A 22,785-nucleotide genomic window follows, 5' to 3' on the forward strand; every position below is an offset into this window, starting at 1 on the left:
CAGTAAGGAGAGGTTTCGCCATGTTTCTGTCTGCCTTGGAACTCCGCAACATCATTGAAAGCAGCTTTCTACCGAAACGCTGCCAATGCACGCTGTCCCCGGATCTGTCGATGACCGTCAAGGTGTATGGCGATCACCAGACCGATCAGGTTGAGCTGCAGGTGAGTGGCATCGATGCCAGTCACTTGAACAGCTGTCGCGAAATCAACGGCCTGATCGCCGGGTTGCGCTCGGATCTTGCGCAACAAACGGCAACCCATCATTCAGTGCCGCGATCCCGAGTCGTCTAACCGACTGTTTCACCCAGTTCGACCGTCACGCGCCGGGCCTGCAAGAAGCCAAGGCCCAGCGCGAACTCGACCAGCACCGCGAGCAGAATCCCGGGGCCGGCGTGGCCGTTGAGCCATTCAGCAAACCCCAGCACCGCCAGGCCAACACAGCCGACGATAAAGCCGTTGCTCAGCGCATTGCGCGCGATCGACACAGGCGCGTTGCGCACCAGATAAAACATCACCCCCAAGGCTGCAAACAGCACCGCGCTGCGCCGTGCGACGAATCCGGCTGCCTCCGAATACTCGATGCTCCAGATCGCCAGTAACACTTGTGGCGCCAGGCCCCATGCAAGGGAAAGCAGAAAACACAGAGAGAAGGTGAGGGTCGATAGCGTGCGAAACGACAACTGCATGGCGAATCCTTGCGGCAGTGAGGAGGGCCCCGAGCATACTCTTCGAGACCCGTGCTCGCCTACCGCAAAGCCGCAAATCAGAGCTTTCTGTCAGTTCTGGAAGCTGCATGCGTCAGATAATTTCCGGTAACTGATTTCTTCCGGTTTGCCGGTGTTGTCGAGATACTTCATGTCGGCGGTGATGACCTTGCACTCCTGCGTCTGCGGCTCGGTCAGGGAAACCACTTTGGCGACATGCAGCGGCATGCCGTATTCATAGGGAACAGCCTTGGAGGTGTCATTGGCCTGGGCCAGCCCGGCAAACGCGGTGCAGGCGAGGGCGGTGGTGAGCAGGAACGGACAAATGTTCATGATGGACTCCGGTGCGACGGAAATGGAGTTCGGCGGATTGCCAGCCAAACCTGCCGCACTGGGCGTCAGCCAAGGGCTGAGGGCGTGCGGTTCAGTAGAGTTTTTGACCGCGGCGTTAAGCGATGGTTAACCGGGCTGAACGCCGGCTGTCTGGGCGGGGATTGTTTCGCGGGGGAGTCTCGGCGGATTCCTACAAGGGTGGATGCCTTGTCTGCTTTCGGGGGCTGGAGCGGGGCGGTTATGGTTTGGCGTCGCTGCAAAATCAGCGACTTAGGTTTGGTCACCTAAAATAACAGCCCTCACAAGTGTGCCATTATTCGCTCCGTGGACATCTATGTCCTCGAAGTGCATTGCAGTGGCGGCTGTGTGCAGGGTCGCCTTCGGGCGTGCTGAGTTGGGTTGTTCTCGGTTGACCAAGCCTGCGCACAGTCCGCCTCCCCATCGTTTGGTCACGGTGTCGGCGGTTACTTACAACCTAATCGAGTAATTCCAATGCCAATCCTGAAATTAAGCTCCGCCCGCTATCTCCCGCTCAACAGCGGCGTCACCGACAGCGCACCGCTGGTCATCGACACCCAAGCCAACCCGAAAGACCTCTTCGAAGCCGCCGTACAACGCATCCGCGCCGCAGCCGACCTGCTCGAAACCCTGCACTGCCTGTGCTTCAAACACGCCGATGTCCAGGACATTCCCCACATCACCCATGCGCTGTACCTGCTGACGCAGGACGGCAGTGATTTGCTTCAGGTTGCGCAGCAGAAAATGTTGAACTGGCAGGCGCCGGTTTGATGATTTTCGGGACGGTTTAACACGAACGGGCGGAGTATCTCTGCCCGTTTTGATCGTTGATGTGTGGGCTTGTAATGCCCAAAGCGTGAGCGCCTAGCCCCGATTGGAATCAAACGGGCTGGTCAACTCAGAACTCTATTGTCGAGGTTTTCGTCTTGAGCCCCGCTGTAGATTTTTCCTTGCTTCAGGTCGATGCGCCGGACGATCTCGTCGATGGCTTACGCATCGTCTGCTCCAGATAATCCGGTGCCATACCTTTGGTCTTGTTTAGGCTAGGCATGTCGAATTCCCTAACGCGGAAATACTTTGGTATCGGAGTGGACAGGGTCTGGGGAAACTGTTGAACCATGTATTGATCGTTAACATAAAACTCAAGCAGATCCTCAACATCGAAACTGAGGGGCTTGGTTACGGGGCTGTACCATTCGTCCAGCAAAGCTTTAACGGGGCCTGAAGGAAAACTGGTTTTCAGCCTCCATGCTTCGCGATCCACCTCTTCGAGCCAAGACAGTTCTTTCCGAAGGGCAGCCTTGTCTTGCTGCGTTTGCTTTAGAGCTTGATCACGTTTTGCAGCGTCAGCATCGCTTTCACTGCTCATCCCCAGTGCACGTGCAATTGAACCTTGTTTGCCAAGGATAGGACGTTGAAGGCGCTCCTCCGCGTCGTCATATGCTTTGTGTTGTCCGCGATAAAGCTCCCACAGACCGCGTAATCGTTGGATGTATAAACGTCGGTGAGCTAAAAAGCCTTCAGCAGACACTTTTTTGTTGCCTGCATTGCTCATGTAGTCTTTGCTTGCCCCGATCGCGCTGGTGCCATTGATGTGATCATTGAGAACAAAGAACTCAGCAGCATCCGCATCGGCTTCATGCAATTCATTTAGAGTAAGAAATGGCACCCCGGCGCGATAAGCCGCTTGATACATCTCGTGCAGGCTCGCCAGATGAAGTTCAGTGCTATGAGGCACGTCTCGTTTTTTTAAACCGCCCCCTACGTCATAACTTGTACCTGGTACCAGGCGCTCTTCCCATTTCGGGGTTGAGGTGCCAGTCCCGATCAATCTAGAACGGCGGGTGTCTTGACATTCGTGTGCCGCCACGAGATGAAGAGCAGATTTGACAGGGCCTGCCAAGCATTCGCCATCGTCGACAGTATTTACGATTGGAATTAAATACTCCAAGACGATGGAGCTTTCGCCGCTTCGGTCCACAGAGTCGAACAAGCCAGCAAAAATCACCTCAAGTTTTACGCCTTTCAGAGTGGTCGTGCCGGGATCGCACTCTTCAAATAGCTTATGGATAAACGCCCGGGCCAGGCTCGCGCCGAAGTCGAATCCGAAAACAGACACTGCAACTCGTTTTACCGGGACACCTGTCTCGGCTTTTGCTGATTCGAGGGTGTCCTCCACAACTTTAAATGCTGCTTCAAGCCGTGTATCGACGCCAGTTTTCAGGTAAGTAGCTGTTATTTCGTTATCACGCGTAATTGCAAAAACATCAAGAGCTGCAGGTGCGGCCGCTTTGATCGCGCCTGTAATGACATTGCCGATCTTGAGGTTGTTGAGTAGCGATTCCCACCACTTTTTCCCTGTCAGAACATCTTTTACGGCATCTAATGGGCTATTTTTTGCCGTATCCTCGGGTGATTTGGTAGCGCTATCCTTTGCTTTGCTTATTGCACCCTCCAATCCTGCACCCGTTAATTCGACAGCACCGCCAAGCGTGGCGTCGAACTCGGTAGCCAAACCGGAAATATAAAATCTTCGAATTTTTTCGGCTGTTTCGCTTTTTTTTATCTTGTCATCAGGGTGCGCAAGGAATAAGCGAGCAACGTTGCTTAGGCAATCCTCCTTGAGGTCACTAGCTAAATTTCGCCCGAATCCATCAAAAAAGAAGCTTAACTGCAATGTTGTTTCACAGGGCAAAACGGCTTTTTTTTGATTCCCTGCGCAACTGCTTGCTTTGGTACTGACTGATTGAGCGCGATCCAGATTATTGGTGGTACTCATTCCCCGCCTCCTTGCACTTTATTGCTTTCCAATTTCGGAACCTCATCGAATGGACTGATAAGGCCAGGGCTCCACTTTAGCTCCACAATATTGCCAGGAAGAAAGCGGACATGAAGATAGACGTCATTTCGCTGGCGCTCGGGTAGAGGCAAAGTCTGTTCATGGTTTTCTTTTTTTAATCCTTGTCGGAGTTGCTCTCCGGTGCGGCTGAGGATCCAAGTAACTTTAACAGTAGGCCCCTCGATTCTCTTGCAGCACATTACGCCGCCCCGACTCATCGCAAAAAGATTACCCCCCCAAAAATCATTGATCCAAAAACTGAGAATTGGCCTTTCCATATGATTTTCAGAGGTCAGCATCGCCCCAGGCGTACGAAACTGGTTGTAAAGGTACGAACCCAGGAAAGGCAGCAGTAAAACAAGCAGCCCAATGACCAGGTTGCGGCGGCGCCAGATTTTTTGCCGCTTCATGTTCATAGCCACAGTCATACTGCTAGATTCCTTCCTGATGTTGGGTATTGCTCAGTCGGAAGTCGCTTTGAGGAACTTCCTTTTTCGTCTTTTACTTGAGAACAGGCTGCTTCGTTCGGTGCGTGTTTTGTGTCCAGTGTTGTTGAGGACCAAACAAGTTCGATGCTGTTTTCAGGGAGAAAGTAGACGTGCAATGTATCGTCTCCTGCTTTTCGCTCGGGCATGGGCAATAACGCTTCGTGCCGCTCTATCGTCATGCCCTGTTCCTCCTGAGATTTTGACAGGCTCAGGATCCAGACTATTTTTGCCTGGTCACCGGACAGGTCCCAGCAACAAGTCACACCGCCATTTCCGCCCCAGTGATCATTGACCCAGTAACTGCCAACGGGCCTGTTCATGTAGTTATGGGACGTCAACGCCGCACCTGGCGTTCGGGTGCTGTTGTAAACGAACAAGGCCAGAACAAGGAAGGAAAGAGTCAGGATGCCGATTGCTGAACTTCGATATTTCCCTTTGTGGTTATTAAGTTGTCGACTCACTCCGACAACTCCCTCATCACAACCCCAAGCGGCAACTTCTCCCCAACAGCCCGCTCTTTGGCTTTGTTCCACATCGGCCAATTCGCCGGAAACTCGGGATCCATCAATTGCAGGCTGGCAAACAGGCTGACGTCTTCCGGGTCCGACAAGCCTTCTGCGCGACCTGCGTCCAGCGCCTGCTTGACCTGGTTCAACCGGTCGCCATGGCAGCTACTGGTGAATACCTCTGGCGCGTCTTTTTCCAGTTCGGTGGTCAGGTTGTAGGGCAGGGGGTCGACCTCCATGTCCTTCCATAACCTGGCGTCGAGGAAAATCGGCTGGTACTTGCCCGGTTGTTCCAGGTTGAGCCCTTTGAAGCATTGCCACTCATCATCCGCCGTTGGCACCCACCACTCTTGCAACGGGCCGAAAAGCCAGGCATGCCAAGACAGATCGTCGCGGGCGTGGAGCATCGGCAGTACTTCGGGGGCGTAGCTGCGGATCATCAGGACTTCGCCGGCTTCGTTTTTTGCCAGCAAGGCGTCGCTCAGGTGCGCCGCGAGTTTGTCGGCAGGGCAGTCGGTGCGGATCCAGATGGCCATGGCAGTGCAGCCGGTAAAGTATTCGTGGGCGAGAAAGGCCTCGAATTCCATGTCGCTGACGTCCACGAGCCATGGGCCGTAGTTGCGCAATTCGGCGAATTCCGATTGAAGCATCAAGGGGCGGCGTGACGGATCGGATTTGAGGAATTGCTGTCGAGCCGGCTCGGAGAGCAGGCCCGCTTCAACGATTGCGAATCTCGACTGTGCGTTTTTATGCGCCTCTACCCAGGCTTTCGCTGCGTCGTCCTTCGTCATCAATTGGCTCCCGATTGCAGGGCCAGTTTTTCCCGCATGGCTTTCTTCAGGCACTCAACGCAGATGCCTTTCGGCGCCTTCAGCTTCGGCACTACGGCCAGCGATTCAGCCTCGATCTTTTGATTCAGCCGGGTTTGCATCAAGCGTCCGGCCTTGTCGAGGGCGGCCAGGCCAGGGATGAAAGGCACAAGGATCTGAATGCCTGAGCCCACACCCGGCGCACCGCCGGTGTTGGCCTTCACTTCCGCACCGCTGATGGTCACACCACCCGCATCGACCTTGATGAAACTGCCGCCAGCCTTCGCCGTCAGTTCCATCCCGCCTTCGATCACGACTTTTTCACCAGCGTGGTAGTGAATCTCCGTGCCCGCTTCCACGAACTGACCGGTGCCGACCTTCACATGCTGGGTCACGCCGACGGTGAGGTGATCATTCGCCCGCATCTCACTGACACGATCCAGATGAGTGATGCGGTGCTCTTCAACCTTGAATTCACTTAAAACATTGGCTTCGACCGTGTCATGCCGTTCATTGCCAACCCGAATCTTTTGATCGTGTTCAATGTTCTCGTCCCAATCGCGCTGAGCGTGGATAAAGATCTGTTCCGCGCCTTTCTTGTCTTCGATGCGGAATTCGTTGTAGCCCTTGCCGCCCGGTGAACTCAGGGTTTTGAAGGTGCTGCGGGTCTTGTTCGCCGGCAAGTCGTAGGGGACGACGTTTTCCTTGTGGTACAGGCAGCCGGTCACCAATGGCTGGTCGGGGTCGCCTTCAAGGAATGTCACCAGCACTTCCATGCCGATGCGTGGGATGGCGATGCCGCCGTACGCTGCGCCGGCCCAGCCGCTGGCGACGCGCAGCCAGCAGGTGGTTTTGTCGTCGGCCTGGCCTTCGCGGTCCCAGTGGAATTGCACTTTCACGCGGCCGTACTGGTCGCAGTGGATTTCTTCGCCGGCGGGGCCGGTGACGATGGCGGTCTGGCTGCCGAGGACTTTCGGTTTCGGGTGTTCGAGGGCAGGGCGGTAGTGGGCGTCCCACGGGGTGGCCACGAAGCTGTTGCGGTAGCCCTGGTGGAAATCGCTCTTGTTGTCGGTGACGTCGCTGGTGACGTTTTCGCCCAGCACTTGCGGCTGTTTGCCTTCGTGGAAGACTTCCAGCAGCAGCCACAAATCGTTCCATTCGGCGCGCGGGTGTTCGGCCAGGGTCATGAAGTGGCCGCTGGTCAGGGTCGGTTCGTCACCTTTGCCTTCGGCGAGTTTGTAGTCGCTGCGATGGCGTTCCAGCGCGCGGGTCGAGAGGAACTTGCCGCGCTCGCGCGTGGTGAAGCGGCCGGGGTAGTCGTAGTCTTCCAGGTCCGGCATGAACTCGGATTTAGCGGCGCCTTCGGGCAGGATCTTCGGTTTTTCGAAATCGTAGTCGCGGCGGCTGACGCGGCTGGTGCGGGTTTCCAGGCGCAGGTTGAAGCGCTTGATCACCGGTTTGTCGGCGGTCATGCCGGAGTCTTGCTGGTAGTTGACCGGTTTCAGTTTGCGGAACACGGTCTGGTCATCGCCGAACACCAGTTTGTGGCCGCTGCTGCTGTGCTGGAAGTGAAAGTGAATGCCTTCCTCTTCGCACAGGCGCTGGATGAAATGCAGGTCGGATTCGTCGTACTGCACGCAGTAGTCGCGTTCCGGGTATTCGGCGCCGAGCTGGAAGCTGTAGGCGTTGGCCAGGATGCCGCGATCTTCCAGAACCTGGGCAATGATCTTCGGCACGGTGAGGTTCTGGAAAATCTGCTGGTCATGGTTGTGCCGCAGGTAGGCCAGTTGCGGCACCAGGCTCAGGCTGTAACGGGTCAGGGTCTTGCCGGAATCGCCTTGCTCGATGCGATACAGCAGACCGTGAATCTTGCCCTCGCCAGTGGCGCCGAAGGTCAGGCAGCCAGGCTTGTGCAGGAGTTCTTCAAGGTTGAGGTCGGGACGGGCGCTGACCAGTTCGATGTCGAAACGGAACGGTTCGTTGAGGGCTTCGCGACCGGTGAAGCTGAGGACCTGCAGGTCGGCGGAAGCGCCTTCGAGCGTGAGGGTAATGTGGGTAGCATTGGCGTCCAGCATGCCTTGTTTTCCGTCCTTTGGATTAGCGTGGGCGGATGGTGCAGGATTAAACGGCCTCGTTCAAGGCGCAAATGCCGTAGAGGCAGTGGTCCGAACCCATAGGGAAAACCCTTAGGGCCACGGTTTGGCTCAGTAAAACAGGCACTTGCGGACGAACCAATCTGTCGCGAACGCCGAATACCGCGTCCGGGAACAACCAGTCAGTTTCAGACTAAAGTCGCCTGTAGCACGTCAAAGCCATCTGCCATCATTGCCGTTCACCCCCGCGTGTTCACTGCCTCCCGGTTCTTTATCGATCCGGGACGGGAGCTATTTCTGGTTGTTTGCGCCTCTGCGCATTCGTTGTTCTGTTGGAGTTTTCAATGCGTCCCCCATTTACCCTCATCACCCCGCGCCAGTCGCTTGGCTTCGGAGCCTTTGTGCTGTGCGCCGGTTTTACCGCGCAGGTCCAGGCCAGCGGTTTTTTTGAAGACACCACGGCGAAGATCGAGTCGCGCACGGTGTACTTCAACCGCGATTTCCGTGACGGGCACACCTCCAGTGATCAGGGCGCGTCCAAGCGCGAAGAGTCGGCGCAGGGCTTTATTCTCAATCTGCAATCGGGCTATACCGAAGGCACTGTCGGTTTCGGGATCGATGCGCTGGGCATGGCGGGTTTTCAGCTCGATTCCAGCCCGGACCGCAGCAACAGCGGCCTGTTGCCGTCCAGCGGTGAAAACCCGCGCGGCTCGAAAGGTCAGTACGCAAAAATGGGCCTGACCGCCAAGGTCAAAGTCTCGGATACGGTGCTGAAATACGGCGCGCTGCTGCCGGATCTGCCGCTGCTCAAGTACAACGACGGCCGCCTGCTGCCGACGATGTTCAACGGTGCGATGCTGACCTCCAAAGAGGTGAAGGACCTGACCTTCATGGCCGCGAGGCTGGACAAGTACACCGCCCGGGATTCGAGCGATTCGCAAGACATCCGCGTGCACTGCAAGAACAAGCGTTATGCCTGCAACACCACCGCCGATCATTTCGACATGTACGGCTTCGACTACAAGATCAACGATCGCCTGACCGCGCAGTATCACTACGCCGAGCTTGAAGATATCTATCGCCAGCACTTCGTGGGTCTTTTGGCGAATCAGCCGCTGGGTGACGGCGTGCTGAAAGCTGATCTGCGTTTGCTGAAAAGCGCCGACAGCGGTGATGCGAAAGCCGGGTCCATCGACAACCGGGCGCTGAGCGGCATGCTGTCCTACGGTATCAGCGGTCACACCTTCAGCGCTGGCTGGCAGCGCATGAACGGTGACAACTCGATGCCGTATCTGGATGGCAGCAACCCGTACCTGATGAACTACGTGCAGGTCAACGACTTCGCCGCCGCCCAGGAGCGTTCGTGGCAGCTGCGTTATGACTATGACTTCAAGGCGATCGGCATCAACGGTTTGAGTTTCCTGACCCGCTACGTGAACGGCGATCACATCAAGGTCCCGGGCAGCGATCAGGAAGGCAAAGAGTGGGAACGTGACAGCGAGTTGAAATACGTGATTCAGACCGGGACGTTCAAGGATGTCAGCCTGCGGTTGCGTAATGCGACTTATCGCACCAACTACGAGAAGTTCGCCCGGGATGTGGATGAGACCCGGTTGATTGTGAGTTACAACTTTTCGGTGTTGTAACCCACAGGTCGGCGGTGTTTGAACTGACGCCATCGCGGGCTTGCCCACGATGGCGTCCTAAAGGGCACCGAAGGTCAGAGCCAATGCCAGAACCGGCTCCAGAACCCGCGATTCAGATCATCCTTGCACGCCGCGTATTGCTGACCGTACATGTCCGAGCGGTTCTGCACCTTGCGCGCCACCGGCGGCAGCCACGCCTTGCTGGCGTAAGTCTTCTGCCGGAAACCGCCCCAGCCCTCGTGGTAGTTGAGGTACTGGTTGTAGGCGTCGTACTTGTACACGCCGTTGATCGAGGTGGTCTTGTCCATGTACCAGCCGACGAAGTCGATGGCGTCGTCGAAGTCTTCGCGATCGGCGCCGTAGCGACCGGTGCTTTTCTGGTAGTCGGACCAGACTTCATCCTTGGCCTGTGCATAGCCGGAGGCCGTCGAAACCCGGCCCCACGGGATCACCCACAACAGGTATTTGCGCGGCGTCTTGGCGTCATAGCGGTAGCCGGACTCCTGATACATCATCGCGAACGGCACCTGGATCGGTACACCCCAGCGCTTTTGCGTGACTTGCGCCGCGTCGTACCAATCACTCTTTTCGCGGAAAATCTCGCAGAGGTTTTCCGGTGAACGCGGTGGCGATGTTCCGCAACCGGTCAACAGTGCCGCCAATACCAAGAGTCCAACCGTGCGCCCCGAATTCAAAAGCCGTCATCCCGTCGTGCAAAAAAGGGCGCCAGTCTACGCGGTCAGGTCAACTGGTGGCGATAAGGCAAATCCGGACCTGTTTTACTGCATGTAAGGGCGGCGGCCTGTACGGCAAACCTGAGCATGCCGTCGATCTGTTCGCGGCTCAGGTGCTGCACGCCTTCCACCGAATCCAGCTCGTGCTCCGTCAGCCAGGTGATCAACGCGGCCTGGAAGGTATCGCCGGCGCCGACGGTGTCGGCAATCTTCACCGAGCTTGCCGGCACCGACCATGAGCCGTGAGCGCGGTTGAAGACTGTTGCACCTTCACCGCCACGGGTCAGAAACACCACTTGGCAGCGATGCTGCAGCCAACCTTCGATGACCCGCTGTGGATCCTGCTCGGGGTACAGCAGGTTCAAATCCTCATCGCTGACTTTGATCAGGTCCACCAACGGCACCAGCGTGGCGATCCGCTCGCGCCACAGGTCGATGTTCGGCTCGGGGTTGAGGCGCACGTTCGGGTCGAGGCTGATCAGGCGTTTACCGCTTTCGCGTTGCACCAGCGCAAGCAAGGTATCGGCAACCGGTTGCACCACCAGCGAGAACGAACCGAAGTGCAAACCGCGCACTTCCGGGCCCAGCGATGGCAGATGGGTCAGGCTCAGCTGACGGTCGGCGCAGCCTTCACCCCGGAAGCTGTAATGCGGCGAGCCGTTGGCACCCACCGCGACCATCGCCAGGGTGGTCGGCGCAGCGAAATCCACCAGATAGTCCGGGCGTACGCCTTCATCCCGCAGCACTTGATGCAAGCGTCGGCCGAGGTAGTCGGTGGACAGCCCGCCGAACAGCGCCGAATCAACGCCCAGACGGCGCAAACCCACCGCCACGTTGAACGGCGAGCCACCGGCAATCGCCTTGAAATTGACTTTCGATGCCTGTCCGCCGGCATCGTCTTCGCTGAAGAAATCGAACAGTGCTTCGCCACACACCAGGTACATAGTTGTTTGCTCTTTATAAGGTTGCGACATGCAGTCGATAGCGTTCATAGGCCTGCTGGAAGGCCGCGACATTCGCGGCAACCGGCAGGGTTTCACTGTTCAGATCGAGCTTCACGCAGCGCTGGCACAGATCGGCCAGGGTGTCTTCGTGGCCGTTCGACCACGATTTGCACCACGCCGCCTGAATCGCCGCGCCGAGGGCTGCGGCTTCGCTCTGCTCGGTGCAGATCACCGGGGTGTTCATGATGTCGGCGACGATCTGCCGCCACACCGCGCTTTTCGAGCCGCCGCCGATCAGGCAAATGCTGCGGCTTTGTAAACCATTCTGGCGCAACAGATCCAGCCCATAACGCAGGCCGAAGGTGGTGCCTTCGACGGCGGCGCGGCACAGATTGGCCTGGGTCAGGTTATCGATGGTCAGGCCGTGCAGGCTGCCGCTGGCGTGGGGCAGGGGCGGCACGCGTTCGCCGTTGAGGAACGGCAACATGCTCACGCCTTCTGCGCCGATCGGGGCTTGGGCCACCAAGGTGTTGAAGGCGTCGAGATCGAGGTTGAACAGTTCGCGGATCGCGCCGGTGGCGTTGGTCAGGTTCATGGTGCAGATCAACGGCAGCCAGCCGCCGCTCGAGGAACAGAAGGTCGCGACCGACGCATCCGGGCTGACCTTCGGTGCCTCGGCGTAGGCGTACACCGTGCCGGAAGAACCGAGGCTCATGGTGATCGCCCCCGGCTGAATATTGCCGGTGCCGATGGCGCCCATCATGTTGTCGCCGCCACCGCTGGACACCACCGCGTTGGGGTTGATGCCCAGCTGTTCGGCGATTGCGGGCAGGATCGTGCCGACCGCTTGATGAGCGTCGATCAGTTCCGGCAGCGCGGATTGCAAGCGACCGCTGGCATCGATGTCGCGCAGCAGCTGCAAATCCCAGTGGCGGGTGCGCACATTGAAATAGCCGGTGCCGGACGCATCGCCGTATTCGCTGCACGCACGGCCGGTGAGCCAGAAATTCAGGTAATCGTGGGGCAACAGGATTCGCGCGATGCGGGCGAACACATCCGGATGCTGTTCCTTGGTCCACAGCAGTTTGGAGACGGTGTAGCCCGGCGCGATGACCACGCCGAGGTGTTCCAGCGAACCTTGCTCACCGCCCAGATGAGCGAGCAGTTGATCGTTCTCTGGTGTGGTCTCCGTGTCGCACCAGAGCTTGGCCGGGCGCAGGACCTGGCCTTGATCGTCGAGCAGCACCAGGCCGTGTTGCTGGCCGGAAACGCCGATGCCCTGGATTGACTGACCGTCGACATTCGCCGCCAGTAAAGCGCGGCGGGTGGCGAGGGCGAAGGCTTCCAGCCATTGCGCGGTGTCTTGCTCGCGACGGCCGTTGGCGCCGCTGATCATCGTGTGGGCGGCGGCGCCCTGGCCCAACACCTGACCGCTGGTGGCGTCGAGGATGATGGCTTTGGTGCCTTGGGTGCCGCAGTCGATGCCGAGGAAGAGTTGCTGGGTTGTCATATGCTCTCCACAAAGATCGTTCCCATGCTCCGCGTGGGAATGCCTCAATGGACGCTCTGCGTCCGCTGTTGAATGGGACGCGGAGCGTCCCGGGCTGCATTCCCACGCAGAGCGTGGGAACGATCAGGCGACGAGAATTTTTTCCAGAGTTCGTGTCACGCCTTCTTCACGCAAGCTATTCAGGCACCACTCGAACGCCGCAACAAACTCTGGCGAACGCGGTATCGCCACCCCGAAAATCTCCTCAACCCCCAATAACCGCTCAGTGATCAAAGCATCCTCTGCCACCAACCCCTGACAGAACGCCGCCCGAGGATCCGGAATCGAGTAAGTGTCGCCATTCTCGTCCACGCCCTTCAAGTAAAGTGCCCAAGCCGCCACCACCAAGGCCGCGCGTTTGGTCTCGCGTCCATCGGCAATCAACCGATTGATCGTCGGAATCGTGAACTTGGGAAACTTCGACGACCCATCCGAGCAAACACGCTCAAGCTGATCGGCAATCGCCTGATTGGAAAACCGCGCCACCAGCGTGTCCTTGTACTCGGTCAGGTCGATGCCCGGCACCGGCGCCAGTTGCGGGGTTACGTCCAGGTCCATGTAGGCGCGCATGTAGCGCACGAACAGCGGGTCGTTCATGGTCTCGTGAACGAAGCGGTAACCCTTCAAAAAGCCCAGATAGGTCAGCGCCAGATGGCTGCCGTTGAGCAGTTTGATCTTCATCTCTTCGTAGGGTGAAACGTCGTCGGTGAACTGCACGCCGACCTTTTCCCAGGCCGGGCGGCCGTTGACGAACTTGTCCTCCAGCACCCATTGCACGAAGGGTTCGCAGACTACCGGCCAGGCGTCATCGACAGCGTGTTTGTCCGCCAGTTGCAGGCGATGCGCGGTGCTGGTCATCGGCGTGATGCGGTCGACCATGGCGTTGGGGAAACTGACGTTGGCGTCGATCCAGTCGTGCAGATCCGGATCCAGCAAAGCAGTAAAGGCCAACAGTGCCTTGCGGGTGACCGCGCCGTTGTGCGGCAGGTTATCGCAGGACATCACGGTGAACGCCGGAGTGCCCGCCGCACGGCGCTTGGCCAGCGCCGCACAGAGGAAACCGAACACGGTTTTCGGCTGTTGCGGGTTCGTCAGATCGTGCTGAATCTGCGGCAGGTGCGCCATGAATTCGCCGTTGCTGTCGTCGATGCAGTAACCGCCTTCGGTGATGGTCAGCGAGACGATGCGGATCTGCGGATCGGCGAGTTTTTCAATCAGCGCCTGGGCGCTGTCCTCGGCCAGCAGCATGTCGCGGATCGCGCCGATGACGCGGACTTCGGTGTCGTCGCTGTCGCCCAGTTCGAACAGGGTGAACAGGTAGTCCTGCTCCTTGAGGTCATCGCGGGCACGGCGGTCCTCGGCGCGCAGGCCGACGCCGCAAATCGCCCAGTCCAGCGCTTCGCCGGTGTTCATCAGCGCGTCGGTGTAATACGCCTGATGCGCGCGATGGAAACCGCCAACGCCAATGTGGGCGATGCCCTGGCGGGTTTCGCTCAGGCTGTAGGCCGGAAGCTTGACTTCGGCGGCCAGGTGGTTGAGGTTTTGCTTGTTCAGTTTCATCGGGTCAGTCTCGAAATCAGGCGGCTGCGCGCAGCGGGCGGGTCAGCGCCACGCCGTCGGCATCGAACAGATGGCAGTGGGCAGCGTCCAGGTGCAGGTTCAGTTGTTCGCCGTAACGGCTCGCCAGATCACCGCGCACGCGCATGGTCAGGGCTTCGCCGGCGTTGGTCTTGACGTGGCAGAAGGTGTCGCTGCCCAGCCGCTCGCTGACGTCGGCGGTGACTTGCAGGGTGCAGTCGCCCGCTTGCGCCAGTTCCAGATGTTCCGGGCGAATGCCCAGGGTCACGGCGCTGCCGACGCTCAGATTCGCCGCGTTGAACGGCAAGTTGATGCGGGTACCGGCGTCCAGCGAGACTTCGCAGCTCGCGCCGTCAATGCGCGCGATCTGGCCTTTGAGAAAGCCCATTTTCGGCGTACCGAGGAAACCAGCGACGAACAGGTTGGCGGGGTTGTGATACAGCTCCAGCGGCGAGCCGACCTGTTCGATCTTGCCGCCATTGAGCACCACGACCTTGTCGGCCATGGTCATGGCTTCGACCTGATCGTGGGTCACGTAGATCATCGTGGCTTTGAGGTCCTTGTGCAGGCGCAACAGTTCCAGGCGCATCTGCACCCGCAGGGCGGCGTCGAGGTTGGACAGCGGCTCGTCGAACAGGAAGATTTTCGGGTTGCGCACGATCGCCCGGCCGATGGCCACGCGCTGACGCTGGCCGCCGGACAGTTGTTTCGGCTTGCGTTCCAGCATCGGGCCCAGTTCCAGAATGCGCGCCGCTTCGCCGACTTTCTTCTCGACTTCGGCTTTCGGTACGCCGGCCAGGTCGAGGGCGAACGACATGTTCTTTTTCACGGTCATGTGCGGGTACAGCGCGTAGGTCTGAAACACCATCGCCAGATCGCGCTTGGCCGGGCTGACTTCGGTGATGTCGCGCCCATCCAGTTCGATGGTGCCGCCACTGACTTCTTCAAGGCCGGCGATCAGGCGCAGCAGGGTGGATTTGCCGCAGCCCGACGGGCCGACGAACACCACGAATTCCTTGTCGTTCACCTCAAGGTCGATGCCCTTGATGATGGAAAAACCTTCGAAGCCTTTTTGCAGATTCTTGATTTTCAGGTTGGCCATGGTGGCGCTCCTCATGCGAATTCTTATTTCACGGCACCGAACGACAGGCCGCGCACCAGTTGTTTCTGGCTGATCCAGCCGAAGATCAGGATCGGCGCGCAGGCCAGGGTCGAGACGGCCGACAACTTGGCCCAGAACAAGCCTTCGGGGCTTGAGTAGGAAGCGATCAATGCGGTCAGCGGCGCGGCTTTGGACGAAGTCAGGTTCAACGACCAGAACGCCTCGTTCCAGCACAGGATCAGCGACAGCAGCACGGTCGACGCGAGGCCGCCCTTGGCGATCGGCAGCAGCACGCGGAGCATTTCCTGAGCCAGGGTGGCACCGTCGAGGCGGGCGGCTTCGAGGATGTCTTTGGGGATGTCCTTGAAGTAGGTGTAAACCATCCAGACCACGATCGGCAGGTTGATCAGCGTGTAGATCACGATCAGCGCAATGCGCGTGTCGAGCAGGCCGAAACTCTTGGCCAGCAGGTAGATCGGCATCAGCACGCCCACCGGCGGCAGCATCTTGGTGGAGAGCATCCACAGCAGCGTGCCCTTGGTGCGCTGGGTTTCGTAGAACGCCATCGAGTAGGCCGCCGGCACCGCAATCAGCAGGCACAGAGCCGTGGCGCTGAAGGAAATCACCACCGAGTTCCAGGCGAAACTGAAGTAATCGCTGCGCTCGTTGATGTGCAGGTAGTTCTCCAGCGTCGGCGTGAAGATGAACTGCGGCGGCGTGGCGAAGGCGTCGATTTCGGTCTTGAAACTGGTCAGCACCATCCAGAAGATCGGGAAGAAAATGATGATCGCGATGGCCCAGGCCAGCGTGCCGAGCAGCAGGCTTTGCAGCCGGCGGGATTGTTGAAGAGTCATGGCAGGCCTCAGGCTTTGTCAGTCAGGTTTTTGCCGATCATCCGCACCAGAATGATCGCGGCGATGTTGGCGATGACCACGGCGATCAGGCCGCCGGCCGAGGCCATGCCGACGTCGAACTGCACCAGCGCCTGGTTGTAGATCAGGTAGGCGAGGTTGGTCGACGCGTAGCCGGGGCCGCCATTGGTGGTGGTGAAGATTTCGGCGAACACCGACAGCAGGAAGATGGTTTCAATCATCACGACCACGGCAATCGGCCGTGCCAGGTGCGGCAGGGTCAGGTGCCAGAAGATCGCGATCGGGCCGGCACCATCGAGGCGGGCGGCTTCTTTCTGTTCCTGGTCGAGGGACTGCATGGCGGTCATCAGGATCAGGATCGCGAAGGGTAGCCATTGCCACGAGACAATGATGATGATCGACAGCAGCGGGTAGTGAGCCAGCCAGTCCACCGGTTGCGCGCCGAACAGTTTCCAGATGTAGGCGAGGATCCCGGACACCGGATGGAAAATCAGGTTCTTCCAGATCAGCGCACCGACGGTGGGCATGATGAAGAACGGCGAAATCAGCATCACCCGCACGATGCCGCGACCGAAGAATTCGCTGGCCTCCAGCAGCGCACTGATCAACACGCCGAACACCACGCTGATCAGCAGCACGCTGCCTACCAGCAGCAACGTGTTGGTGGCGCCGGGCATGAAGCCGGAGTCGGTCAGGAAGTAGGTGAAGTTTTCCAGCCCGACGAACTCGTTGGTGCCCGGGTCGAGCAGGTTGTAGCGGATCATCGAGAAATAGACGGTCATGCCCAGCGGCACGATCATCCACAGCAGCAACAGGGCCACCGAAGGGCTGACCAGAAACCAGCCGGGATTGGCCACGCGGCTTTTGCGCCGGGGCTGCGACAGGTCGATGTGGGCTTTGGCAGTTGAAGTATTCATGGTGATCACAACCGTTTTAAAAGGCAGACTCGATCCACTGTGGGAGCGAGCCTGCTCGCGATGAGGGTGGCCCATCCGCCACATTTATTGAGACCGGATTACCGCTATCGCGAGCAGGCTCGCTCCCACATGGAAATGCGCAGGATTACTTCGGATAACCCGCGCGCTTCATCTCGCGTTCGGTGGTTTGCTGCGCGGCGGTCAGTGCCTGGTCGACCGTGGTCTGGCCGATCAGCGCGGCGGAGAACAGCTTGCCGACCTGGGTGCCTACACCCTGGAATTCAGGAATGGTTACCAGCTGGATGCCGATGTAAGGCACAGGTTTGAGGGTCGGTTTGCTCGGGTCGGCCGCTTTCAGCGATTCCAGCGTGACCTTGGCAAACGGCGCGGCGCTCATGTAAGCGTCACTGTAGGTCGAGGCACGGGTGCCCGGCGGAACGTTGGCGATGCCGTCGGTCTTGGCGACCAGTGCGCCGTACTCTTTTGAGGTGGCCCAGGCGCTGAATTCTTTGGCGGCGTCTTTGGCCTTGGAACTGGTCGGAATCGCCAGTGCCCACGAGTACAGCCACGCCGAGCCTTTGTCGGTGACCTGATGCGGCGCGTAGGTAAAGCCGACGTGATCGGCGACCTTGCTTTGAGTCTTGTCGGTAACGAACGAACCGGCGACGCTGGCATCGACCCACATTGCGCACTTGCCGCTGTTGAACAGGGCGAGGTTTTCGTTGAAACCGTTGCTGGAGGCGCCCGGTGGGCCGGATTTCTTCATGGTGTCGACGTAGAAGTTCAGCGCGTTCTTCCACTCCGGACCGCTGAATTCGGGTTTCCACTGCTCATCGAACCAGCGTGCGCCGTAGGCGTTGGCGACGGTGGTGATCAACGCGATGTTTTCACCCCAGCCAGCCTTACCGCGCAGGCAGATGCCGTACTGTTCCTTGTCCTTGTGGGTGAGTTTTTCGGCGAAGCCGGCGATCTGTTCCCAGGTCGGACGCTCGGGCATGGTCAGGCCGGCGTCCTTGAACAGGTCGGTGCGGTAGTAGGTGATGGAGCTTTCGGCATAGAACGGCAGGGCGTACAGCGAACCCTTCACCGACAGGCCTTCGCGCACCGACGGAAATACATCGTCGAGGGCGTAGCTGGCCGGCAGATCCTTCATCGGTTCGAGCCAGCCTTTTGCACCCCAGAGTGCGGCTTCGTACATGCCGATGGTCAACACGTCGAACTGACCGCCCTGAGTGGCGATGTCGGTGGTCAGGCGCTGACGCAGGACGTTTTCTTCCAGCACCACCCAATTGAGCTTGATGTCCGGATGCTCGGTCTCGAAGGTTTTCGAGAGCTTTTGCATGCGGATCATGTCGCTGTTATTGACGGTGGCGATGGTCAGGGTCTGGGCGCCAAGGCTGACGCTGCTGAGGGTCATGCAGGTGAGGGCCAGCAGAGCTTTTGCAGTGGGTTGCATCGTGCACTCCTTTTCTGCACCCGGCGGGGGCAGAAGGACAGTTATTGTTTTTGTGTTCTTCCAGCGGGGGAAGAATGTGCACTGATTACAGCCTTCTGACGCAGGGCTGACAAATCATCCCTAGCACTTGAATCGATACTTTTTTGCACTCGGGATTGGCGCGGCAAACGCAGGGAAGGGCGTTTCAGAAGGACGGCCGGCATGAATCCGTACAGGTTTTCCGGCGTCAGCCGTGGTTTTGCTCGGTCAGGCGTTGCACCACCAACCGCCGATAATGCGAAGGCGTCATGCCTTTGAGCTGCTGAAAACGCCGATTGAAATTGGAAATATTGTTGAAGCCCGACTCGAAACACACCTCGGTCACCGGTTTGTCGCCGTCCGCCAGCAGTTCGCAGGATTTGCTGATACGCAGGCGATTGACGAATTCGATGAAGTTGCGCCCGGTGGCCTGCTTGAACACCCGACTGAAATAGGTCGGCTTCATGCCCAGGTGCTCGGCGACTTCCTCCAGCGGCAACTCGCGGGCGTAGTGGGCGAAGATGTAATCCACTGCGCGGTTGGTGCGGTCGATGTTGTGCTCGTCGGCCAGTTGCGGGGTGGTCGCGCCGGACAGCAACTGGTAGTCGTCGCAGGCCGCCAACAATTCCATCAGGATGAAAAAATGCCCGAGGCGGGTGATGCCGTTTGAATCGGCGATGCGTTGCATCAGGGTCATGGCTTGGCGAATGGTGTGCGGGGAACGGAATTCGATGCCGTACTGCGCACGCTCGAGCAGCGGCGCCAGGGTCTTGAGTTCGGCGAATACCTGATGGCCGCTTTCAAACAGCTCATCGGTGAAGTTGACCAGCATGTCGCGTTTCTCGACCACTTCGTCTTCGGCCACCTGGCTGATCCAGTTGTGCGGCAGATTGGGGCCGGTCAGGAACAGCGTCTGCGGGTAGAAATTGCCGATGTAGTCGCCGATGAACACCTTGCCCGAACTGGCGACGATCAGGTGCAGCTCGTATTCCTTGTGAAAGTGCCAGCGCACCAGCGGGCAGGGGAAACCATGCTGGCGATAGATGATGGACAACCCGTTGTGGTCATCCATCAGCTCGTAGGAGGGATCGGTCACGCGAGCGGTTCGGGTCATGGCTGAGTGCTTTTCTTGTTATCGCCTGAGGATCATGCCTCGTTTTCCGTGCTTAGCACCAGTGTGCGGCTTCGACAGCGCTTTGAATCACTGGTGTGATTAGATTTTTCTGCGGGCTTTTGCAAGGTTGGCCGTTCGGCAGAATGAAACGATCCGACTATTTTTTATGAAGTCGAAATTAATGATGCTGCATCGCTGCGCCCATTCAGTTTTGTCCGGATCAAACCAGTTATCCAGCTCATCAAGGATGCGTAGGGGGCCGATAATGCCATAACAGGTCGCGCTTAGTGACCAAGGCCTCCCACCGGGTGGAGCTTTCATGACACTTTTAATGTATTGATAAAGATCATCGACGCTGACCATTTCTTTATTGATCCACGAGTGCGGGATCCTGTCGCAGAAATACCTGCGATCGAGTTGGTGGTGATAGGGGGCTGCCACTAATAATCGTTGCAAAGGACTCGCGGCTTTTAGCTCGTGCAACGCAAGATGCCTGTTTTCTACAGGAATTATTCGATCGCCAAGTTTTTTGAGCAGGGTGTCGTTGAACAGCTGGTAATCAAATTCGTCTGAACCTTTGTTGAGTTCATGAAAGTCCAGAATAATAAATTCATCTCGACTTCTTTCAAGAAACGATTCGATCTCGATTACCAGATCACCTAAATGGCGTGAAGACAGATATCCGCTGTGCTGGAACTGGAATTTCTTCATGTCGTCCGCTTTGGCGTAGTACCCCAGACGGAGGTCAAGTGCCCGGGCGCCGCGGTTGAGTTGGGCATAGATCGGCACATCCTGACAAGCTATCCAGGTTTCAGCCAGAGGCACTGCATAAGATGCTTCACGGTCACAGCCGGCATTGTGAGCACCCGGCAAAGTCATCTCCGTAAGAGACAGGTTATCGATCGCCGGCGTGGCAGCCATCCAATTGTGAAGCTCAAAGTTATTATCCAAAAAATTATTCATCTATACATGCCTGCAAGTTTTTAATGGCGCCGACTTTGAAAGGTGATGGCGCTTGCAGGATGTTTATATTGCTTGGGGATTTAAGTGGCCACTCATTATTTAATTCAGGTTGTTGGTTGTTGTTTGTGCTTGTTTCGGAGGTGTGCTTACTTGTTCAGGTTCTTCGCCTCGATCCATTGCGCCATGTATTGCGTGCTCTTGTGAGCGTGATGTCGCAACATGCCACCCGTAAAGTTGCTGAGTCTCAGTTTTGCAATATTCTTGCGACATTCCTGCAGTTTATTGATCAGCGCCTGGCCATGGACCGCTTGCTGATAAATGTCCTTGAGCAGGGTATTGCCCTGAGACTGGGCAACTTGCCAACGGACTTCGTCGCGATAAAGTTGTACCGCGGCATTCGCCAGGTCCTGCGCCGTGCGGCAGACCGCGCCAGGCCACGGCTGATCGGTGTGCATGCCTTCCGCGCCAATAGGGGTAGTGACGCTGGGGGTACCGCAGAGCATGGCGTCGATCAGTTTTCCCTTGATGCCCGCACCGAAACGCAGAGGGGCCAGGCAAATACGCGCATCGGACATGACCTGCAACGCATCCTCTGCCCAGTTCATGATGTGAAAACCCTGCGCAACATTGTGCAACGCCGCTGCCTTGGGTGGCGTGTAGGCGCCATAAACATGCAGTTGGGCTTTTGGCAGTTGTTCGCGAATCAACGGCCAGACGGTCGATTTCATCCACAAGACCGCATCCCAGTTCGGCGCATGACGGAAATTGCCGATACTGAGGAAGTGCGCACGCTCTTCGAAGGGTTTCGCAGGTGTGCTGGGCGCTTCGACCATCAAGGGACACCAGTGCAACAGCTCGCGCGGCAGTTTGAACTGCTGCACCAGCAACTCGATTTCCACCTGCGAGATCATCAGGTTCAGGTCGCAGCGATACAGCGCGGCAATCTCGCGTTTTGCCAGATCGGTGTCAGCCATCAGCTCGAACTCTTCGGCCAGCGCCGGCGCAAACAACTGATTGAAGTCGTTGGCATCATCGCTGTGCTTGAGCCGGTCCTTCAATCGCTGGTGCCGGGCATGCCGCAGGCTTTGCAGATCCGAGGTTTCCAGAACACGCAACGCGTCGGGGCAGTGTTTTTCTACCCGCCAGCCGAATTGTTCTTCAATCATGAATTGATCGAAGAGCACGATATCCGGCGCCAGCTCGCTGATGAAGGTGTCGAAACTGCTGCTGTTCAGCTCGATCGGGACCGTATGGATTCCCAGCGAGCCCAAATCGGCCGGATGTTCGCCAACACCGGCAGGGCTGGCAAAGGTGATTTGCCAACCCTGGCGCAGGAACGTTTCGAGAATTTGCATCACATGCCCGCTTGCCGCAGAGGAACGAGGTTCCGGCCAGACATAACCAATGACGAGGACTTTGGTTGCGGGCTGACTCATGAGAAACGGTTCCTGGAACGAAGTGACGGAAAAAAAGGCGCGCGGATTAGACCATAACCCAGGCGTCGGGTGATCCGTTTTTATCGGGTTTGCATCGGACGAGGCCGAGGGAGAAGGCGATCGACAGGGCGTGTGAAAGCTTCATTCAGACATTGAAGTCTCGTGCTCAGGATTGCCCGAGAACGGCTTTGACCTTGTCTCGCAGTTGATCAATGGAAAATGGCTTGCCGATCACATGCATGTCCATCGGTACTTCAATGGTCTCGGCATAACCGCTGGCAAACAGAATCGGCAGTGTGGGGCGAATATTGCGGGCTTCGGTGGCCAGTTGACGGCCATCCATGATCGGCAAGCCGACGTCGGTCATCATCAGGTCGATGTGCTGATTCGTATCCTTGAGGACTTCCAGCGCCTGCTCGCTGCCATCTGCCTCCAGAACCTTGAACTCCAGCTCCTCCAGCACATCGACGATCAGCATGCGCACGATGGCATCGTCTTCTACTACAAGGATGGTGGACTCAGGGCTGGACATAATGGCGGCTCTCAAGAATGGGGGACGGGGCGCCGGTCGATCAAAAATGCCGGGCTCTTGCATGAGTAAGTGGCGCATAGCCACAAGTTCCCGACGGCATACAAAAAAAGGATAGGCGCAAACGGGCGGGCAAGG

Annotated in this window: 23 protein-coding genes; 4 read left to right on the forward strand and 19 right to left on the reverse strand. The window is 57.9% G+C overall.

Annotation, left to right across the window (positions count from 1 at the left end):
* The first annotated feature begins 20 nt into the window (after positions 1 to 20).
* Positions 21 to 290, forward strand: coding sequence for a DUF1652 domain-containing protein (locus tag ACEN93_RS02070; protein ID WP_039768222.1), 270 nt, complete (start codon positions 21 to 23; stop codon positions 288 to 290).
* On the opposite strand, the gene ACEN93_RS02075 is transcribed toward ACEN93_RS02070, so the two are convergent.
* The gene (locus ACEN93_RS02075) at positions 287 to 685 is read right to left on the reverse strand and encodes a hypothetical protein (RefSeq protein ID WP_495610964.1); all 399 of its coding nucleotides are present in this window, start codon (positions 683 to 685) and stop codon (positions 287 to 289) included. The genes ACEN93_RS02070 and ACEN93_RS02075 overlap by 4 nt on opposite strands.
* Positions 686 to 775: 90 nt before the next feature.
* Complete coding sequence (locus tag ACEN93_RS02080; RefSeq protein WP_163975130.1) at positions 776 to 1,036, reverse strand: DUF2790 domain-containing protein; 261 nt, start codon at positions 1,034 to 1,036, stop codon at positions 776 to 778.
* Between ACEN93_RS02080 and ACEN93_RS02085 the strand changes: the two genes are divergently transcribed.
* Together ACEN93_RS02085 and ACEN93_RS02090 are read left to right on the forward strand one after the other, a co-directional pair.
* Positions 1,029 to 1,166 (forward strand): hypothetical protein, encoded by a 138-nt coding sequence (locus tag ACEN93_RS02085; protein WP_158248856.1) that lies wholly within the window; start codon positions 1,029 to 1,031, stop codon positions 1,164 to 1,166. The genes ACEN93_RS02080 and ACEN93_RS02085 overlap by 8 nt on opposite strands.
* A gap of 362 nt (positions 1,167 to 1,528) precedes the next feature.
* The gene (locus ACEN93_RS02090) at positions 1,529 to 1,825 is read left to right on the forward strand and encodes a hypothetical protein (RefSeq protein ID WP_025109577.1); all 297 of its coding nucleotides are present in this window, start codon (positions 1,529 to 1,531) and stop codon (positions 1,823 to 1,825) included.
* 184 nt (positions 1,826 to 2,009) lie between these two features.
* Here ACEN93_RS02090 and ACEN93_RS02095 read toward each other — a convergent pair whose 3' ends face one another.
* Genes ACEN93_RS02095 through ACEN93_RS02115 form a run of 5 tightly spaced genes read right to left on the reverse strand, consistent with a single transcriptional unit; the run spans position 2,010 to position 7,771 of the window.
* Entirely contained in the window at positions 2,010 to 3,833 is a 1,824-nt protein-coding gene (locus tag ACEN93_RS02095; protein ID WP_103386122.1) for a DUF2235 domain-containing protein, read from the reverse strand.
* On the reverse strand, positions 3,830 to 4,321 hold the full coding sequence (locus ACEN93_RS02100) for a DUF3304 domain-containing protein (protein ID WP_103386121.1): 492 nt from the start codon (positions 4,319 to 4,321) through the stop codon (positions 3,830 to 3,832). Before ACEN93_RS02100 ends, ACEN93_RS02095 begins: the two co-directional genes overlap by 4 nt.
* A complete protein-coding gene (locus ACEN93_RS02105) occupies positions 4,318 to 4,842 on the reverse strand; it encodes a DUF3304 domain-containing protein (RefSeq protein WP_178082851.1) in 525 nt (174 codons plus the stop codon). Before ACEN93_RS02105 ends, ACEN93_RS02100 begins: the two co-directional genes overlap by 4 nt.
* Positions 4,839 to 5,678 (reverse strand): DUF4123 domain-containing protein, encoded by an 840-nt coding sequence (locus ACEN93_RS02110; RefSeq protein ID WP_103386120.1) that lies wholly within the window; start codon positions 5,676 to 5,678, stop codon positions 4,839 to 4,841. Before ACEN93_RS02110 ends, ACEN93_RS02105 begins: the two co-directional genes overlap by 4 nt.
* Complete coding sequence (locus tag ACEN93_RS02115) at positions 5,678 to 7,771, reverse strand: type VI secretion system Vgr family protein (RefSeq protein WP_495610965.1); 2,094 nt, start codon at positions 7,769 to 7,771, stop codon at positions 5,678 to 5,680. Before ACEN93_RS02115 ends, ACEN93_RS02110 begins: the two co-directional genes overlap by 1 nt.
* Before the next feature lie 362 nt (positions 7,772 to 8,133).
* Between ACEN93_RS02115 and ACEN93_RS02120 the strand changes: the two genes are divergently transcribed.
* Positions 8,134 to 9,435 carry an OprD family porin gene (locus tag ACEN93_RS02120; RefSeq protein ID WP_495610966.1) on the forward strand — a complete coding sequence of 434 codons (1,302 nt, stop codon included), beginning with the start codon at positions 8,134 to 8,136 and terminating at the stop codon, positions 9,433 to 9,435.
* 74 nt (positions 9,436 to 9,509) lie between these two features.
* Here ACEN93_RS02120 and ACEN93_RS02125 read toward each other — a convergent pair whose 3' ends face one another.
* The 12 genes from ACEN93_RS02125 to ACEN93_RS02180 form a co-directional block, all read right to left on the reverse strand.
* Positions 9,510 to 10,130 (reverse strand): transglycosylase SLT domain-containing protein, encoded by a 621-nt coding sequence (locus ACEN93_RS02125; RefSeq protein WP_495610967.1) that lies wholly within the window; start codon positions 10,128 to 10,130, stop codon positions 9,510 to 9,512.
* A gap of 44 nt (positions 10,131 to 10,174) precedes the next feature.
* The gene (locus tag ACEN93_RS02130; protein ID WP_495610968.1) at positions 10,175 to 11,113 is read right to left on the reverse strand and encodes a carbohydrate kinase family protein; all 939 of its coding nucleotides are present in this window, start codon (positions 11,111 to 11,113) and stop codon (positions 10,175 to 10,177) included.
* Between the two features lie 13 nt (positions 11,114 to 11,126).
* Positions 11,127 to 12,623, reverse strand: a complete 1,497-nt coding sequence (gene xylB, locus ACEN93_RS02135) for a xylulokinase (protein ID WP_103386116.1) — start codon at positions 12,621 to 12,623, stop codon at positions 11,127 to 11,129.
* Positions 12,624 to 12,746: 123 nt separating this feature from the next.
* Positions 12,747 to 14,222 carry a mannitol dehydrogenase family protein gene (locus ACEN93_RS02140; protein WP_495610969.1) on the reverse strand — a complete coding sequence of 492 codons (1,476 nt, stop codon included), beginning with the start codon at positions 14,220 to 14,222 and terminating at the stop codon, positions 12,747 to 12,749.
* A gap of 16 nt (positions 14,223 to 14,238) precedes the next feature.
* Positions 14,239 to 15,342 (reverse strand): ABC transporter ATP-binding protein, encoded by a 1,104-nt coding sequence (locus tag ACEN93_RS02145; protein ID WP_039768248.1) that lies wholly within the window; start codon positions 15,340 to 15,342, stop codon positions 14,239 to 14,241.
* A gap of 23 nt (positions 15,343 to 15,365) precedes the next feature.
* Positions 15,366 to 16,196: a carbohydrate ABC transporter permease gene (locus ACEN93_RS02150; protein WP_007957423.1), complete on the reverse strand. Its 831-nt coding sequence runs from the start codon at positions 16,194 to 16,196 to the stop codon at positions 15,366 to 15,368.
* An 8-nt stretch (positions 16,197 to 16,204) separates the two neighbouring features.
* Positions 16,205 to 17,131: a carbohydrate ABC transporter permease gene (locus tag ACEN93_RS02155; RefSeq protein ID WP_039768250.1), complete on the reverse strand. Its 927-nt coding sequence runs from the start codon at positions 17,129 to 17,131 to the stop codon at positions 16,205 to 16,207.
* A 145-nt stretch (positions 17,132 to 17,276) separates the two neighbouring features.
* Positions 17,277 to 18,587: an ABC transporter substrate-binding protein gene (locus tag ACEN93_RS02160; RefSeq protein WP_039768253.1), complete on the reverse strand. Its 1,311-nt coding sequence runs from the start codon at positions 18,585 to 18,587 to the stop codon at positions 17,277 to 17,279.
* Between the two features lie 226 nt (positions 18,588 to 18,813).
* The gene (locus tag ACEN93_RS02165) at positions 18,814 to 19,719 is read right to left on the reverse strand and encodes an AraC family transcriptional regulator (protein WP_039768255.1); all 906 of its coding nucleotides are present in this window, start codon (positions 19,717 to 19,719) and stop codon (positions 18,814 to 18,816) included.
* Positions 19,720 to 19,818: 99 nt separating this feature from the next.
* Positions 19,819 to 20,682 carry a phosphatidylinositol-specific phospholipase C domain-containing protein gene (locus ACEN93_RS02170; RefSeq protein ID WP_163975143.1) on the reverse strand — a complete coding sequence of 288 codons (864 nt, stop codon included), beginning with the start codon at positions 20,680 to 20,682 and terminating at the stop codon, positions 19,819 to 19,821.
* A 146-nt stretch (positions 20,683 to 20,828) separates the two neighbouring features.
* Positions 20,829 to 22,118 carry a glycosyltransferase gene (locus ACEN93_RS02175; protein WP_039768262.1) on the reverse strand — a complete coding sequence of 430 codons (1,290 nt, stop codon included), beginning with the start codon at positions 22,116 to 22,118 and terminating at the stop codon, positions 20,829 to 20,831.
* Between the two features lie 166 nt (positions 22,119 to 22,284).
* Positions 22,285 to 22,650, reverse strand: a complete 366-nt coding sequence (locus ACEN93_RS02180; protein WP_490841583.1) for a response regulator — start codon at positions 22,648 to 22,650, stop codon at positions 22,285 to 22,287.
* Between the last annotated feature and the right edge of the window lie 135 nt (positions 22,651 to 22,785).

This window comes from Pseudomonas sp. Pseusp21 (genome assembly GCF_059492145.1).

Excerpts from the sequence above, each read along its gene's own strand:
- ACEN93_RS02085 (WP_158248856.1), top strand. The coding sequence starts at position 1,029 with ATGTTCATGATGGACTCCGGTGCGACGGAAATGGAGTTCGGCGGATTG.
- ACEN93_RS02170 (WP_163975143.1), bottom strand. The coding sequence starts at position 20,682 with ATGAATAATTTTTTGGATAATAACTTTGAGCTTCACAATTGGATGGCT.
- ACEN93_RS02110 (WP_103386120.1), bottom strand. The coding sequence starts at position 5,678 with ATGACGAAGGACGACGCAGCGAAAGCCTGGGTAGAGGCGCATAAAAAC.
- ACEN93_RS02115 (WP_495610965.1), bottom strand. The coding sequence starts at position 7,771 with ATGCTGGACGCCAATGCTACCCACATTACCCTCACGCTCGAAGGCGCT.
- ACEN93_RS02165 (WP_039768255.1), bottom strand. The coding sequence starts at position 19,719 with ATGACCCGAACCGCTCGCGTGACCGATCCCTCCTACGAGCTGATGGAT.
- ACEN93_RS02080 (WP_163975130.1), bottom strand. The coding sequence starts at position 1,036 with ATGAACATTTGTCCGTTCCTGCTCACCACCGCCCTCGCCTGCACCGCG.
- ACEN93_RS02120 (WP_495610966.1), top strand. The coding sequence starts at position 8,134 with ATGCGTCCCCCATTTACCCTCATCACCCCGCGCCAGTCGCTTGGCTTC.
- ACEN93_RS02175 (WP_039768262.1), bottom strand. The coding sequence starts at position 22,118 with ATGAGTCAGCCCGCAACCAAAGTCCTCGTCATTGGTTATGTCTGGCCG.
- ACEN93_RS02155 (WP_039768250.1), bottom strand. The coding sequence starts at position 17,131 with ATGAATACTTCAACTGCCAAAGCCCACATCGACCTGTCGCAGCCCCGG.
- ACEN93_RS02160 (WP_039768253.1), bottom strand. The coding sequence starts at position 18,587 with ATGCAACCCACTGCAAAAGCTCTGCTGGCCCTCACCTGCATGACCCTC.
- ACEN93_RS02070 (WP_039768222.1), top strand. The coding sequence starts at position 21 with ATGTTTCTGTCTGCCTTGGAACTCCGCAACATCATTGAAAGCAGCTTT.
- ACEN93_RS02140 (WP_495610969.1), bottom strand. The coding sequence starts at position 14,222 with ATGAAACTGAACAAGCAAAACCTCAACCACCTGGCCGCCGAAGTCAAG.
- ACEN93_RS02130 (WP_495610968.1), bottom strand. The coding sequence starts at position 11,113 with ATGTACCTGGTGTGTGGCGAAGCACTGTTCGATTTCTTCAGCGAAGAC.
- xylB (WP_103386116.1), bottom strand. The coding sequence starts at position 12,623 with ATGACAACCCAGCAACTCTTCCTCGGCATCGACTGCGGCACCCAAGGC.
- ACEN93_RS02095 (WP_103386122.1), bottom strand. The coding sequence starts at position 3,833 with ATGAGTACCACCAATAATCTGGATCGCGCTCAATCAGTCAGTACCAAA.
- ACEN93_RS02090 (WP_025109577.1), top strand. The coding sequence starts at position 1,529 with ATGCCAATCCTGAAATTAAGCTCCGCCCGCTATCTCCCGCTCAACAGC.
- ACEN93_RS02180 (WP_490841583.1), bottom strand. The coding sequence starts at position 22,650 with ATGTCCAGCCCTGAGTCCACCATCCTTGTAGTAGAAGACGATGCCATC.
- ACEN93_RS02150 (WP_007957423.1), bottom strand. The coding sequence starts at position 16,196 with ATGACTCTTCAACAATCCCGCCGGCTGCAAAGCCTGCTGCTCGGCACG.
- ACEN93_RS02100 (WP_103386121.1), bottom strand. The coding sequence starts at position 4,321 with ATGACTGTGGCTATGAACATGAAGCGGCAAAAAATCTGGCGCCGCCGC.
- ACEN93_RS02145 (WP_039768248.1), bottom strand. The coding sequence starts at position 15,342 with ATGGCCAACCTGAAAATCAAGAATCTGCAAAAAGGCTTCGAAGGTTTT.
- ACEN93_RS02075 (WP_495610964.1), bottom strand. The coding sequence starts at position 685 with ATGCAGTTGTCGTTTCGCACGCTATCGACCCTCACCTTCTCTCTGTGT.